Genomic DNA, 13,938 nt, shown 5'->3' on the forward strand with positions numbered 1-13,938 from the left:
ACCATCCATGAACGAGTTCTCACGCCGAGGATTTCTCGGCCTCGCCGGTGCTGCCGGCATCGCCGGGCTCTCCGCGTGCGCCGGCACCGGCACGGCCCCGTCGACGGGCGGCGGAGGCGGCTCGAGCAACACCGTCGAGTTCTGGAGCAACCACCCCGGCAACAGCAAGCCGGTGGAGCAGGCGATCATCAAGGCGTTCGAGGCCGCGAACCCGAGCCTCAAGGTCAAGCTCGTCGACGCCGGCAAGAACTACGAGGAGGTCGCGCAGAAGTTCAACGCCTCCCTGGCCGGTGGCCAGCTGCCGGACGTGGTCGTCGTCTCCGACGTCACGTGGTTCAACTTCGCGCTCAACAAGCAGCTCGCCCCGATGGACGAGCTGCTGTCGTCGGCCAAGATCGACACCAGCGACTACGTCGACGCGCTCTACAACGACTACAACCTGGGCGACAAGCACTACGCCCTGCCGTTCGCGCGGTCCACGCCGCTCTTCTACTACAACAAGGACCTCTGGAAGGCTGCCGGCCTCGAGGACCGCGGGCCGAAGGACTGGGACGAGTTCCTCACGTGGGCACCGAAGCTCAAGGCGGCGGCGGGCTCGGACAAGATCGTCATGGAGCTCCCCGACGGCTCGAACTACCTCGACTGGGTCTTCCAGAACATGGTGTGGGGCTACGGCGGCGCCTACTCCAAGGAGTGGACGCCCACCTTCTCGGACCCCAACACCGTCAAGGCCGGCGCCTACCTGCAGAACCTCGCCAAGAGCGGCTTCCTCAAGCTCTCGAAGGACCCGGCGCCCGACTTCACGGCCGGCATCGTCGGCTGCAGCATGATGTCGACCGGCTCGCTCGGCGGTGTCGCCAAGGACGCGAAGTTCCAGTTCGGCACGGCGTTCCTGCCCGGTGAGGGCAACTGCCCCACCGGCGGCGCCGGCGTCGGCATCCCGGCGAACATCTCCGACGAGCGCAAGAAGAACGCCCTGAAGTTCATCGAGTTCCTGACGAACGCGCAGAACACCGTCACCTTCACGCAGGCCACCGGCTACATGCCCGTGCGCAAGTCGGCCGTCGACCTGCCGGCGGAAAAGGCGTTCCTCGCGAAGAACCCGAACGCCAAGACGGCCATCGAGCAGCTGCCCAAGACGCGGTCCCAGGACAACGCGCGCGTGCTCCTGCCCGGCGGCGGGGCACGCATCGGCAAGGGCCTCGACCAGATCGTCCAGGGCCAGGACGTGGCAACGGTCTTCAAGGGTCTCGACGCCGAGAGCCAGCAGGTCTTCGACTCGCAGATCAAGAGCAAGCTCAGCGCCTGACGTACTGCGCGACCCGGTCGCATGCCGTCCGGCGCGTTCCGCACGGAGCCGCCGGACGGCATTCCGGACCCGACCAGAACGACCCGAGAGGCCAGCACATGGCAACCGTGTACTTCGACGAGGCGACTCGTCGGTTCTCCAAGGACGACAGCCCCGCCGTCGACAGCATCACACTCGACATCGCCGACGGTGAGTTCCTCGTCCTCGTCGGGCCCTCGGGCTGCGGCAAGTCGACGACGCTGCGCATGCTCGCCGGCCTCGAGCCGATCGACGGAGGGCGGATCCTCGTCGACGGGCACGACCAGAAGGGTGTGCGGCCGCGTGACCGCGACATCGCCATGGTCTTCCAGAGCTACGCGCTCTACCCCAACATGACCGCGGCCCAGAACATGGCCTTCGCGCTCGACAACGCCAAGGTGAGCAAGTCGGAGACGAGGCAGCGCGTCACCGAGGCCGCGAAGATCCTCGAGCTCGAGCAGCTCCTCGACCGCAAGCCGGGCCAGATGTCCGGCGGCCAGCGCCAGCGCGTCGCCATGGGCCGCGCCATCGTGCGCAACCCCAAGGTCTTCTGCATGGATGAGCCGCTGTCCAACCTCGACGCCAAGCTCCGGGTGTCCACCCGCTCGCAGATCGCCGGCCTCCAGCGTCGTCTCGGCATCACGACGGTCTACGTCACCCACGACCAGGTCGAGGCCATGACGATGGGTCACCGCGTCGCGGTGCTGCGCGACGGGAAGCTGCAACAGGTCGACACCCCGGAGCGGCTCTACGACCACCCGGTCAACACCTTCGTCGCGGCCTTCATCGGGTCACCGGCGATCTCGCTCGTCGAGTCCGTCGTCCGGGAGGGCGTCGCCCGCGTGCACGGCGTCGACGTGCCCCTCGACCGCGCGGTGGCCGGTCGGGCAGGCGAGAAGGTCGTCGTGGGCCTGCGCCCCGAGTCATGGCACGTCGTCGGGACGCCGGAGCAGGGCCCGGGCGCGACGTCGGTGGCGCTCAACGTCGAGCTCGTCGAGTCGCTCGGGGCGGAGTCGTTCGTCTACGGCCGTCCGGTCGATGCCGACGAGACGGCGGATCGGGTCACGGTCCGCCTCGACAAGCGCACCCACCTGCGGGTCGGGGACGTCGTGCACGTCGAGCCGAACCGTGGCGAGGTGCACCTCTTCGACGCCGGGTCGGGCGAGCGGATCGAGGCCTGAGATGCCCGCACGCCCCGGTCCCTGGGCCGCCGGCCGGTTCGACGTCGAGGGCCATCGCGGGGCCCGGGGCCTCGTCGTGGAGAGCACGCTCGCCGGCTTCGGGGCCGCCTACGACGCGGGCGTGACCGGAGTCGAGCTCGACGTCCGGCTCACCGCGGACGGCGAGGTCGTCGTCTGGCACGACGCCGTGCTGCTGCCGGAGAAGTGCCTCCCGACCGGGCGCGACCTCGTCGGGGCCCGGGTCGCCGACCTGACGCTGGAGCAGCTGCGCACGGTCGACGTGGGCAGCCGGACGCTGGAGGGCTTCCCGGACCAGCGTCCTGCGCCGGGCGCGCGCATCTCGACGCTCGGGGAGGTCCTGGCCCACGGGCTGGAGCGTGCTCCGGACGTGTGGTGGACGATCGAGCTCAAGATCGACCCGCGCGACGCCGCGGAGTCGGCGGGCCGGCGTCGACTGCTCGAAGGCGTGCTCGCGAGCGTGCACGCGGCGGGGCTCGAGCACCAGTGCTTCGTGCACTCCTTCGACTGGGCGGTCCTCGAGCTCTCGGCGGAGCTCGCACCGGGCGTGCTCCGCTCCGCGCTCGTGGCGCCGGAGACGTGGGTGCCGGGAAGCCCGTGGACGGGCAGCGTCGTGGTGGGGGAGTCGCACGACATGTGCGACGGCGCCGTCGCCGTCGGGGCGCAGGTGATCTCGCCGGCGCACGAGCTCGTCGACGAGGGCCTCGTCGAGCGGGCCCACACGGCGGGACTCGCCGTGCTGCCGTGGACGGTCAACGACCCCGGGCGCATGGTCGAGCTCGTCCGGGCAGGGGTCGACGGGCTCGTCACCGACTATCCCGACCGGGCCGCCTCGGCGCTGTCACGCGCCTCCACCTGACCCCTCGCGGCAGCGAGGGACCGGACCGTGGTCCGGCCCCTCGCTCCCCCTCCGTTGCCCCTTCGGGCGGGAGCCGGGGCGCTCGTGGCACACTCGTGCGATCGGCAGATAGCGGTCGCAGCCGCGAGTGCAGCAGCTGGATGGGGACCCCTGGACCCCACCCATTCGCTAGAACGCCGTTCCAGCGAACTCATGATGCTTTTCGAAGGGCACCGATGTCAACAGACCGGGCGTACGACAACCGCTCGCGTGCGGAGGCGGCCCTGGCGACCCGGCGCCGGATCATCGACGCAGCCCGGGCCATCCTGTTGCGCGACGGCTACCACGCGATGTCCGTCAACGCCCTCGCGTCGTCGGCCGGGGTCAGCTCGCAGACCGTCTACAACGCCATTGGCGGCAAGGCGTCGGTCGTCAAGGCCGTCTACGACGTGCTGCTCGTCGGCGACGACGCCCCCGTGGCCATGCAGGACCGGCCGGAGTTCCGGGCCATGTCACAGGCTCCGGACCGCGAGGGTTTCGTGCGCGCGTATGCCGCCCTGTGCGCCATCATCTACGAGCGCGTCGGACCGCTGCTCGGCGTGCTCCTCGCCCAGGGCTCGGGCGGTGACACGGGCCTGCAGGAGTTCGTCGCGACGATCGACCTCGAGCGCCGCGTCGGCAACACGAACGCCCTGACAGCCCTCGAGGCGGCCCACGGGCTCCCGACCCGGTTCGACCGCGAGCGGTTCACCGACACCGTCTGGACCGTGACCGCCCCCGAGATCTACGACCGCCTCGTGCGACGCTGCGGGTGGACCCACGCGATGTATGCCGCGTGGCTGGCCGACGCGCTCGTCGCGACCTTCGACCGTGCCAGCACCGGAAGCCAGGAGGACTGACCATGCCCCGGCAGATCGCCACCAACACCGACGTCGACCGTGAGGCGATGCTCGACTTCGTGCGCCCCCGCCACTCCATGGTGCTCATGACGCAGCGCTCGGACGGCCGCCCGCAGGCCTCCCCGGTCACCGGCGGCGTCGACGAGCAGGGCCGCATCGTCATATCGACCTACCCCGAGCGGGCCAAGACGGCCAACGCCCGCCGCCGGCCCCAGGTCAGCGTCCTCGTGTTGTCCGACGACTTCGGCGGCGAGTGGGTGCAGCTGGACGGTGACTGCGAGGTCATCGACCTCCCGGAGTCCGTCGAGCCCCTCGTGGACTACTTCCGCGCCATCTCCGGCGAGCACCCCGACTGGGAGGAGTATCGCCAGGCGATGCGCGACCAGGGCAAGTCGCTGCTCCGGGTCACCCCCACCCGGTGGGGTCCGGTGGCCAAGGGCGGCTTCCCCGCGCGTCTGGCCTGAGACGTCCACGGGCCCGACGCCCCTAGGCTGGCCGAATGCTGCGCGTCGGGGTCACCGGAGGAATCGGTTCGGGCAAGTCCACGGTCTCGCGTCGACTGGGCGAGCTCGGCGCGCACGTCGTCGACGCCGATGCCGTTGCGCGTGAGGTCGTCGAGCCGGGCGAGCCGACGCTGCAACGGATCCGGGAGCGCTTCGGCGAGGGTGTGATCCGCGCCGACGGCTCGCTCGACCGGGGGTCTCTGGCCGCCATCGTCTTCCCCGACCGTGACGCCCTCGACGCCCTCGACGCCATCACCGGGCCCGCGATAGCGTCCCGGGTTGCCGGGCAGCGGGCCGCCGCTCCCCGTGACGGTGTCTCCGTCTACGACATGCCCCTCCTCGTCGAGCGCGGCCTCTGGGTGCACGAGCACCTCACCGTCGTCGTCGAGGCCGACGTCGAGACCCGGGTGCGCAGGCTCGTCGAGCAGCGAGGCCTCCAGGAGGAGGACGCCCGACACCGCGTCGCCGCGCAGGCCACCGACGCACAGCGGCGGGCCGTCGCCGACGTCGTCCTCGACAACTCCGGCACCCCGGACGAGCTCGAGCGCGCCGTCGACGCGTTGTGGGCGGAGCGCTTGCAGCCGTATGCCGTCAACCTCGCGTCCGGCACCCGGTCCCGCCGCTCGGACCTGGCAGCCGACGTCATCGTCGCGCCTCGCGCCGACTGGGAGCCCCGCGCCGAGCGCGTCGTCGCCCGAGTCGCCGCGGCGCTCGCGGCCACCGGCGTCGTCACCGAGGTGTCGCACATCGGCTCGACGTCCGTGCCGGGCCTCGTCGCCAAGGACGTCATCGACGTCCAGGTCGGGGTGCACCACCTCGCCGACGCCGACCGTGACGACGTGCGCGCAGCCTTCACCGACGCGGGCTACGTCTTCAACCACGGCATCCACACCGACACGCCCCACTCCGGTGGCGCCGACCCTGCGGAGTGGCGCAAACGCTTCCTCGGTGGGTGCGACCCGGACAACCACGTCCACGTCCATGTACGCGAGAAAGGCTCTGCGGGTTGGCGATTCGCGCTGCTCTTCCGAGACTGGCTGCGCCACGAGCCCGCTGAGCGGGACGTCTACGCGGCCGAGAAGCGGCGCCTGCTCGCACTCCACGAGAGCACGTCGGACTACGTGGCGGCCAAGGAGCCGTGGTTCGAGGGCGCGTGGCAGCGCGCCACGGACTGGGCCGAGCGCACGGGGTGGCAGCCGCGCTAGGGAGGCACCCGGCATACGCACGCGGTGCGTGGTGTTGTGGCTGGCATGCGCGGTGAGTACAAGGTTCCCGGTGGCAAGCTCGTGGCGGTCGACCTCGAGGAGGTGGATGGGCGGCTCGCGGGAGTCAGCGTGTCCGGAGACTTCTTCCTCGAGCCCGACGAGGCGCTCGGCGACATCAACGCGGCGCTGACGGGGATGCCCGTCGACGCCGGTGTCGAGCAGCTGGCCGGGGCCGTCACCGGCGCTCTCGCCGATGACGTGTCGCTCATCGGCTTCACCGCCGAGTCGATCGGCATCGCGATCCGCCGCGCCCTCGGCAAGGCGACCGGGTGGGACGACCACCACTTCGACGTCATCCCGGCCCGCGTGCTCGACCCGGCCCTCCACGTCGCCCTCGACGAGGTCATCGCCCACGAGGTCGCCTCGGGGGAGCGGCCCCCGACGCTGCGCTTCTGGGACTGGGACAGCCCGCTCGTCGTGATCGGCTCCTTCCAGTCCGTCCGCAACGAGGTCGACCCGGAGGGCGCGCAACGACACGGCATCGACGTCGTGCGTCGGGTCTCCGGAGGGGGCGCGATGTTCATGGAGCCGGGCAACACCATCACGTACTCCCTCGCCGTGCCGACCTCGCTCGTCGAGGGCCTGAGCTTCGAGCGCTCCTACTCCTTCCTCGACGAGTGGGTCATCGAGGCGCTCGCCGACATCGGAGTCGACGCGCACTTCGTGCCCCTGAACGACATCGCGAGCGACCGCGGCAAGATCGGCGGCGCTGCCCAGAAGCGCTTCGCCTCCGGCGCCGTGCTCCACCACGTGACGATGGCCTACGACATCGACGCCGACAAGATGCTCGAGGTGCTGCGCATCGGCCGCGAGAAGATGAGCGACAAGGGCACGAAGTCGGCCAACAAGCGGGTCGACCCGATGCGCTCGCAGACGGGCATGACGCGTGACGCCATCCTCGAGTCGTTCGCGGCGTCCTTCGCGCGTCGCTACCGCTCGAGCGGCTCCGACTACCGGCCGGACGAGCTGGCTGCCGCCCAGCGGCTCGTCGACGAGAAGTTCGCGACCCCGGAGTGGACCCACCGCGTGCCCTGACGTCGAGGACGGCGTGTCGGCTCCGACGTCCCTCCCGAAGCGGCAGACTGACCGCTCGCGAACCGAAGGGACCACCCATGAAGTACGTCATCCTCATCCACTCGAACCCCCAGCCGTGGGGGCACCCGACCGGTGACTTCGTCGCCGAGGCGCTCGCCCGGCCTCAGGAGGAGCGCGACGCCGGGGGCGCAGCCTTCGACGCGATGCTCGAGGAGCTCTCGAAGAGCGGGGAGCTCAAGGGCGGCGAGGCCCTCGGCGACCCCACGTCCTCCCGGCTCTACCGTTGGGCTGCCGACGGCACCGTGGCCACGGACGGGCCGTATGCCGAGAGCAAGGAGCACCTCGCGGGCTTCTTCCTGCTCGACGTCGCGTCCCGGGAGCGGGCGGAGGAGATCGCGGTCAACTTCGCCGGGCCCGGCGACACCGTCGAGCTGCGCCCCGCGTATGTCTGGGACGAGTCGCCCGAGGGCTGACGGCCGCGCCGCCCGGGGGACCGAGCGCATCGGCCGCGGTGGGGTCGGTCCGGGTCGCTCCGGGTCGGGCTCGGGGTCTGGGTCTGGGTCTGGGTCAGAGCCAGCACGCGTGACGCACGGCGACCGCCACGGCCGGCGCCAGGGGCAGCCGTGGGACCAGTGTGGCGCCGACGGCGTGGTAGAGGTCGGCCTTGCCGGGCCACACGGTGTCGGTGGGCACGTTGTGCTCGTCGAGCTGGTGGTGCCAGGAGCCGTGCACGTCATCGACGAGCGCCAGCCGGATGTGGTCCCACCACGTGGCGTAGTGGTCGGCGTAGGCCTGCCGTCCGGTGCGCTGGTGCAGCGCCGCCGCTGTGGCGGTGGCCTCGGCGGCCACCCAGTGCATGCGGTCGCGCACGACCGGGGCTCCGCTCCAGTCCGTGGTGTAGACGAAACCCGGGTTGCCGTCGACGTCCCAGCCGTCGGCCACCGCACGGTCGAAGAGCGACTCGGCGGCCCGGAGCAGCGCCGGCGACGCGGCATCCCCTGCGGCGAACGCGGCGGCCTCCCCGTGCAGCATGAGCCGAGCCCATTCGAGGGCGTGACCGACCGTCGCCCCGTAGGGCTTGAACGGGTCGTCGGGTCGGTCGGCGTGGTGTTCGAGCTGCACCTGCCACCTGTCGTCGAAGTGCTCCGGCACGCGCCACGCGTTGTCGGCGGCCCAGGCCGCGACGCGGTCGAGGATGCCGAGTGCCCGCGCGCGGCAAGTCGCGGCCGTGTCGCCGTCCCCGAGAACGTGGGCCAGCACGTCGGAGGCGGCGAGCATCGCCTCGGTCGAGTGCATCGCCGCGTTGATGCCGCGGTAGCCGTCGAGCTGCTCGAAGCCGGTGTCCCAGAGGTCGACAGGCAGCTGCTCGTGTGCGTCCCAGAAGCGGGTGTCGAAGACGGCGAGTGCGTCGCGCAGCAGCTGCGCGGCGCCGGGGCGCCCCGCCGCCGTGGCCGTCGATGCGGCGAGCACGACGAACGCGTGGTCGTAGCACGCCTTGCCGGTCGCAGGGCGGCCCGTGGCGTCGAGCGAGGGATACCACCCACCGTGCTCCGGGTCGCGCAACGGGCCGGTGAGGCCGGCCAGTGCGGCGTCCGCGACGGGTCCGCTGCCTGGCAGTCCGAGGAGTGCGCCGAGCGAGTAGACGTGGACCATGCGTGCCGTGATCCACGTGTGCAGTCCCCGCTCAGGAGCTGGGCGTCCCCGATCGTCGAGCCACCATGCGCCCCCGCCCTGTGCCGCGCACTGCGCGCCGAAGGCGAGCAGGTCCCGACAGTGGTCGTCGAGCCAGGCGCGGTGTGTGGCCTGACCGAACCACGGCACGGCCGCGCCCGTCACCGCGCCCGTCACCGCGCCCGTCACCGCGCCCGTCACCGCGCCCGTCGCAGGCGGAGCGTTGCGAGCTGGAACGGGCGGAGCGAGAGCCGCCCGTCGGCGTCGAGCAGCACCGAGCCTTCCTCGAGCGGTCGCTCGAGCAGGTCGGTCTCGACGATCTCGGCCACGTCGAAGCCGGGCACGAGACGAGCCTGCGCCCGACCACCGTGTGCCTCGTAGAGGCGCACGACCACGTCACCGCTCCGGTCCTCGGCCATCTTGACCGCCTCGACGACGACGGCCTCCGACCCCTCCACCCGGACCAGGGGGTCGGGCACGGCCGCGCCTGTCACCCGCCGCAGGGGGAGGTTGATGCGGTAGCCCTCACGCACGGCCTCGGGGATGCCGGCACCGACGACGAGTCCGACACGCAGCCGGTGGCGGCCCTGGTCGGCCTCCGGGTCCGGGTAGGCCGGGGCCCGCAGGAGCGAGAGGCGCACTGTCGTCGTCGTCCCGCCGGACTCCCGCGTCGCGCGGCCGATGTCGTGACCGTAGGTCGAGTCGTTGACCACGGCCACGCCCCAGCCGCTCTCGCCCACGTGCACCCAGCGGTGCGCGCAGGTCTCGAAGCGCGCCACGTCCCACGAGGTGTTGCTGTGCGTCGGACGGTGCACGTGGCCGAACTGGATCTCGGAGGCAGCCCGTTCGGCGTGCACGTCGATCGGGAAGGCGAGCTTGAGCATCTTCTGGCGCTCGTGCCAGTCGATGTCGAGGTCGAACCCGATCACGCTGCTGCCGGCCTCGAGCGTGATGAGCTGCTCGATCCGGGAGGAGCCGAAGGAGCGCACGACCAGGACCCTGGCGCGTGAGTCCTCACACGCGTCCACCTTGACGACGTCCGCGGACACGAGGTCGGTGGTGTGCCGCCGGTAGTGCTCGTCGATGTCCCACGCATCCCACTGCGTCGGGGTGTCCCGGTGCAGCTGGAGCAGGCCACCCCTCGTGCCCGGCGCGAGCGTCTCCCGGGCGCCGGCGCGCAGGTCCAGCACCGAGGCGAGCAGGCCGTCGGCATCGACGACGGCTCGGACGATCCCGTTGTCGAGGACGATGCCGCCTGCGTCATCGTGCTCGACGGTGACGGGCTGCCTTGTCGCGTGGACGTCTTCGGGGTCACTGCGGGTCCCGCGGTCATCTCCCGCCTCGGCCTCGGCCGCGGCTGCCGCCCCGGCCCCGAGCGCAGCCGCGCCGTCGACGGCATACGGCGCCGCGTTGAAGACGAGGGGTTGGCCACCCTCTCCGGCTATCTCGGCGAGCGAGGTGGAGATGAGCGCCTCCAGCCGCTCCGCCACCTCGGCGTAGCGCTCCTCCGCCTCACGGTGCACCCAGGCGATGGACGTGCCGGGCAGGATGTCGTGGAACTGCTGGAGCAGAACCGTGTGCCAGGCCTGCTCGAGCGCGTCGTAGGGGTATGCCGTGCCGCCCCGGACGGCGGCCGTCGTGGCCCAGAGCTCCGCCTCGCGCAGCAGGTGCTCGCTCCGGCGGTTGCCGCGCTTGGTGCGGGCCTGCGAGGTGTAGGTGCCACGGTGGAACTCGAGGTACATCTCGCCGCTCCACACGGGCGGGTCGGGATACTCGGCCTGGGCGTCCCGGAAGAACTCGTGGGGGCCTCCCAGCTCGACCCGGGGCGAGCCCTCGAGGTCCCTGGTGCGAGCGGCGGCGGCTAGCATCTCGCGGGTGGGACCACCGCCACCGTCGCCGTAGCCGAAGGGCAGCAGCGAGGTGTTGGCCCGGCCCTTCTCGGCGAACTGGCCCTCGGCCCGGGCGAGGTCCTCGGCCGACACGAGGGAGTTGTAGGTGTCAGCGGGCGGGAAGTGGGTGTATATCCGGCTGCCGTCGATGCCCTCCCACCAGAAGGTGTGGTGCGGCATCCGGTTGGTCTCGTTCCATGACGGCTTCTGCGTGAGGAACCACCGGGCCCCGGCAGCGGTCGCGATCTGCGGCAGGGCGGCGGTGTAGCCGAAGGAGTCCGGGAGCCACACGTCGAGCGGCTCTACCCCGAGCTCCTCGGCGAAGAAGCGCTTCCCGGCGACGAACTGTCGGGCGAGCGCCTCACCCCCGGGCATGTTGGTGTCGGACTCGACCCACATGCCGCCCACCGGCACGAAGCGGCCTTCGCGCACCCGGGCGCGGATGCGCTCGAAGAGCTGGGGCTGCGTGTCCTTGACCCAGGCGTACTGCTGCGCGGACGAGCAGGCGAAGACGAGGTCGGGGTTCTCGTCCATGAGCGCGAGGACGTTCGAGAAGGTGCGGGCGCACTTGCGGGCCGTCTCGCGCGTCGGCCACAGCCAGGCGGAGTCGATGTGGGCGTGCCCGACGGCAACGACCCGGTGCGCCGTCGCGTCGGCGCGAGCGTCCAGGACGGCACGCAGCGCGTCGCGGCCGGCGGTGGCGGTGCCCGCCACGTCCTCGGGGTCCACGGCGTCGACCATGTCCTCGAGCGCGCGGACCACCGTGGCCCGGCGGGAGGACGTCGGCGGCAGCTGCTCGATCAGGCCCGTGAGCGCGATCACGTCCTGGTGCAGCTCCCACACCGTGACATCGAGCTCGGCGAGGTCGGCCGCACGCCAACGGTAGAGGGGGACCTGACCAGCGGTGGCGAGGTCGCCGAGGCGGGTCGGCTCGAAGGTGAAGGCGCCGCCGCCGGCGACGTCGGGATTGGCCGAGGCCTCGAGCAGCAGGTCGACCGAGTCGCCGGGGGCGGCGTCAGCCTGCCGGATGTAGCGGTTGCGCGGGTGCAGGCCCTTGATCACCGTGCCGTCCGGCCGGTAGGCGGTGGCCTCCGCCTGGAAGCCGGGGTGCGTGTCGGAGTAGCCCAGGTCGACGACGACCTCGACCCTGGTGCCCTCGGTGCCCCAGCCCGCTGGCACGTCTCCCGTGACCCGGAACCACGTCGTGCCCCAGGGGCGACCCCACGGTGTACCGGGCTCGATTGGCTCGAAGTCCGAACCGACGGCCTCGGCGAAGGGGACCGGCTCGCCGGGCACCACCCAGTGCCGGGTCGACAGCGCCTCACGGCGGCGGTAGAGCGAGGGGATGACGCGCTCACGGACGAAGCGGTCGACCCGCATCTCGACGAGCTTGGTGTTGTCGTGCACGACGGAGGATTCCTCTCAACCTTTGACGGAGCCGGCGAGGGCGAAGGAGCCCCCCGCGAGGCGTTGGACCAGCAGGTACAGCACGAGCACCGGCACGGAGTAGAGCACCGAGAACGCGGCCAGCTGGCCGTACGCGATCGCGCCGTTGGTGCCGAAGAAGGTGTAGATCGACACGGCAGCAGGCTGTTTCGCCGGGTCGAGGAGCAGCACGAAGGGGACGAAGAAGTTCCCCCATGCCTGGGTGAAGACGAAGATGAAGACGACGGCGAGGCCAGGTCGCATCAATGGGACGACGACCCGGCGCAGCGCCTGCATCGCGCTGGCGCCGTCGACCCATGCGGCCTCCTCGAGCGAGACCGGCACGCTGTCCATGAAGTTCTTCATCATCCACACCGCCATCGGCAGCGACGTCGCCGCGAGGAAGAGGATGGTGCCGGGCATCGAGTCGAGCAGGCCGAGGGTGACGAAGAGTGCGTAGACGGGCACCATGACCGCGGTGATCGGCAGGCAGCTGCCGAAGAGGATCGTGTAGAGGAAGCTGCGGTTGAACCGCATCCTGTACCGCGAGAGGGGGTATGCCGCGAGGACCGCCACCAGGACCGTGATCAGCGCCGTGCTGCCCGAGATGACGAGCGAGTTGAGCAGCGGTGTGAAGGTGAGCTCGGGCGTCAGCACGGTGCGGTAGTTCTCGAGCGTTGGTGACGTGGGGACCGTGACCGACACGGTGGCAGAGGGGTTGATCGACGCCAGCAGCAACCAGGCCAGCGGCACGATGAACGCGACGGCGACGATGACGAGAGCGGCACCCGCAGCGAGGGAGGACCCCTTGCGCGTGGGCGACGACAGCTGTGGCGGAGCCGGACTCGGCGCCGGGGCAGCGACGGTGCCCGCCGCGGCGGCCACGCGCGACGGCTCGCGGCGCGAGGCCTGGGTGGTGGACTCGGTCATCAGTCGACCTCCGGCTTGAGGACGCGGACGTAGACGAGGGCGAAGGCCGCGCCGATGACAAGCGTCACGGTGGCGATGGCGGTGCCGTAGCCGACCTGGGCGAACTTGAAGGCCTGCTGGAAGGCGAGAACGGGCAACGTCGAGCTCTTCGTGCCGGGGCCTCCTCCCGTCATGACCCAGATCAACGTGAAGACGCCGAGCGTCTGCAACGTGGTCAGCATCATGTTCGTGGCGATCGCACGCCGGATCATCGGCAGCGTGATGCGGCTGAAGCGCTGCAGGGCGTTCGCGCCGTCGATCTGCGCCGACTCGGTGATCTCCGGTGGGACCTCGGCCAGGGCGGCGTTGTAGACCATCATCGAGAAGGCCGTGCCGCGCCACACGTTGGCGAGGATGACCGAGAGCATCGGGAACAGGATCAACCACGACGGGCCGTCGGGCCCCAGCCAGCCCAGGGCGGTGTTGAGCGTGCCCTGGGAGGAGAAGAACGCATACAAGGTGAAGGCGGCGACGATCTCGGGGAGCACCCAGGCCATGACGACGAGGGCGCTGACGAGGGAGCCGAGCCGCTTGGGACCGGCGCGCAGCAGCAGCGCCAGCGCCATCCCGAGGACGTTCTGGCCGATCACCGCAGAGGCCACGACGAAGAGCAGCGTGAGCCAGGCCGACTCCCAGAACTGGCCGCTCGACAGTAGTCGCGTGTAGTTGTCGAGACCGACGAAGTCCGGGTTGGCGGCACGGTAGCCCGACATGGCCGCGTTGGTGAGCGAGCCGTAGAGCGCGTACCCGATGGGGCCTGCGAGGAAGATCGCCATCAGGACGATCGCGGGGCTGAGCGGCAGCAGCCGCAGGGCCGCCCGCGCCCGCCCCTTCACGGGTGCGCCGGGTCCGCCGGGACGGGAGCCGACCGGAGCCGGCTCCCGACGCGTCGGGCCCTGAGTGTCCAGGGCGGTCATC

12 protein-coding genes are annotated in these 13,938 nt (G+C 71.2%); 8 read left to right on the forward strand and 4 right to left on the reverse strand.

Annotation, left to right across the window (positions count from 1 at the left end; genetic code table 11):
• The first annotated feature begins 7 nt into the window (after positions 1-7).
• From AC1DIW_RS15830 to AC1DIW_RS15865, 8 genes are all read left to right on the forward strand, one after another.
• Positions 8-1,309, forward strand: a complete 1,302-nt coding sequence (locus AC1DIW_RS15830; RefSeq protein ID WP_478109343.1) for an ABC transporter substrate-binding protein — start codon at positions 8-10, stop codon at positions 1,307-1,309.
• 98 nt (positions 1,310-1,407) lie between these two features.
• Positions 1,408-2,508 carry an ABC transporter ATP-binding protein gene (locus tag AC1DIW_RS15835; protein ID WP_478109345.1) on the forward strand — a complete coding sequence of 367 codons (1,101 nt, stop codon included), beginning with the start codon at positions 1,408-1,410 and terminating at the stop codon, positions 2,506-2,508.
• A gap of 1 nt (position 2,509) precedes the next feature.
• Positions 2,510-3,385 carry a glycerophosphodiester phosphodiesterase family protein gene (locus AC1DIW_RS15840; protein ID WP_478109347.1) on the forward strand — a complete coding sequence of 292 codons (876 nt, stop codon included), beginning with the start codon at positions 2,510-2,512 and terminating at the stop codon, positions 3,383-3,385.
• A gap of 215 nt (positions 3,386-3,600) precedes the next feature.
• The gene (locus AC1DIW_RS15845) at positions 3,601-4,263 is read left to right on the forward strand and encodes a TetR/AcrR family transcriptional regulator (protein ID WP_478109349.1); all 663 of its coding nucleotides are present in this window, start codon (positions 3,601-3,603) and stop codon (positions 4,261-4,263) included.
• Between the two features lie 2 nt (positions 4,264-4,265).
• The gene (locus AC1DIW_RS15850) at positions 4,266-4,727 is read left to right on the forward strand and encodes a PPOX class F420-dependent oxidoreductase (protein WP_478109351.1); all 462 of its coding nucleotides are present in this window, start codon (positions 4,266-4,268) and stop codon (positions 4,725-4,727) included.
• Positions 4,728-4,762: 35 nt separating this feature from the next.
• Complete coding sequence (gene coaE / locus AC1DIW_RS15855; RefSeq protein ID WP_478109353.1) at positions 4,763-5,971, forward strand: dephospho-CoA kinase; 1,209 nt, start codon at positions 4,763-4,765, stop codon at positions 5,969-5,971.
• A gap of 45 nt (positions 5,972-6,016) precedes the next feature.
• A complete protein-coding gene (locus AC1DIW_RS15860; RefSeq protein ID WP_442278159.1) occupies positions 6,017-7,066 on the forward strand; it encodes a lipoate--protein ligase family protein in 1,050 nt (349 codons plus the stop codon).
• A gap of 77 nt (positions 7,067-7,143) precedes the next feature.
• Positions 7,144-7,539: a YciI family protein gene (locus AC1DIW_RS15865; RefSeq protein ID WP_442278052.1), complete on the forward strand. Its 396-nt coding sequence runs from the start codon at positions 7,144-7,146 to the stop codon at positions 7,537-7,539.
• Positions 7,540-7,633: 94 nt separating this feature from the next.
• On the opposite strand, the gene AC1DIW_RS15870 is transcribed toward AC1DIW_RS15865, so the two are convergent.
• Genes AC1DIW_RS15870 through AC1DIW_RS15885 form a run of 4 tightly spaced genes read right to left on the reverse strand, consistent with a single transcriptional unit; the run spans position 7,634 to position 13,937 of the window.
• Positions 7,634-8,938, reverse strand: coding sequence for an AGE family epimerase/isomerase (locus tag AC1DIW_RS15870; protein WP_478109356.1), 1,305 nt, complete (start codon positions 8,936-8,938; stop codon positions 7,634-7,636).
• A complete protein-coding gene (locus AC1DIW_RS15875) occupies positions 8,935-12,033 on the reverse strand; it encodes an alpha-mannosidase (RefSeq protein WP_478109358.1) in 3,099 nt (1,032 codons plus the stop codon). The genes AC1DIW_RS15870 and AC1DIW_RS15875 overlap by 4 nt, the downstream gene beginning before the upstream one ends.
• Positions 12,034-12,048: 15 nt before the next feature.
• Positions 12,049-12,981: a carbohydrate ABC transporter permease gene (locus AC1DIW_RS15880; protein ID WP_478109359.1), complete on the reverse strand. Its 933-nt coding sequence runs from the start codon at positions 12,979-12,981 to the stop codon at positions 12,049-12,051.
• Positions 12,981-13,937, reverse strand: a complete 957-nt coding sequence (locus tag AC1DIW_RS15885; RefSeq protein WP_478109361.1) for a carbohydrate ABC transporter permease — start codon at positions 13,935-13,937, stop codon at positions 12,981-12,983. Before AC1DIW_RS15885 ends, AC1DIW_RS15880 begins: the two co-directional genes overlap by 1 nt.
• Between the last annotated feature and the right edge of the window lies 1 nt (position 13,938).

The organism is Terrabacter sp. 01T434, assembly GCF_056398545.1.

What these genes read in the sequence shown, in the direction of transcription:
- AC1DIW_RS15840 (WP_478109347.1), top strand. Translation starts at nt 2,510, where the DNA reads ATGCCCGCACGCCCCGGTCCCTGGGCCGCCGGCCGGTTCGACGTCGAG.
- coaE (WP_478109353.1), top strand. Translation starts at nt 4,763, where the DNA reads ATGCTGCGCGTCGGGGTCACCGGAGGAATCGGTTCGGGCAAGTCCACG.
- AC1DIW_RS15885 (WP_478109361.1), bottom strand. Translation starts at nt 13,937, where the DNA reads ATGACCGCCCTGGACACTCAGGGCCCGACGCGTCGGGAGCCGGCTCCG.
- AC1DIW_RS15880 (WP_478109359.1), bottom strand. Translation starts at nt 12,981, where the DNA reads ATGACCGAGTCCACCACCCAGGCCTCGCGCCGCGAGCCGTCGCGCGTG.
- AC1DIW_RS15850 (WP_478109351.1), top strand. Translation starts at nt 4,266, where the DNA reads ATGCCCCGGCAGATCGCCACCAACACCGACGTCGACCGTGAGGCGATG.
- AC1DIW_RS15830 (WP_478109343.1), top strand. Translation starts at nt 8, where the DNA reads ATGAACGAGTTCTCACGCCGAGGATTTCTCGGCCTCGCCGGTGCTGCC.
- AC1DIW_RS15845 (WP_478109349.1), top strand. Translation starts at nt 3,601, where the DNA reads ATGTCAACAGACCGGGCGTACGACAACCGCTCGCGTGCGGAGGCGGCC.
- AC1DIW_RS15860 (WP_442278159.1), top strand. Translation starts at nt 6,017, where the DNA reads ATGCGCGGTGAGTACAAGGTTCCCGGTGGCAAGCTCGTGGCGGTCGAC.
- AC1DIW_RS15865 (WP_442278052.1), top strand. Translation starts at nt 7,144, where the DNA reads ATGAAGTACGTCATCCTCATCCACTCGAACCCCCAGCCGTGGGGGCAC.
- AC1DIW_RS15835 (WP_478109345.1), top strand. Translation starts at nt 1,408, where the DNA reads ATGGCAACCGTGTACTTCGACGAGGCGACTCGTCGGTTCTCCAAGGAC.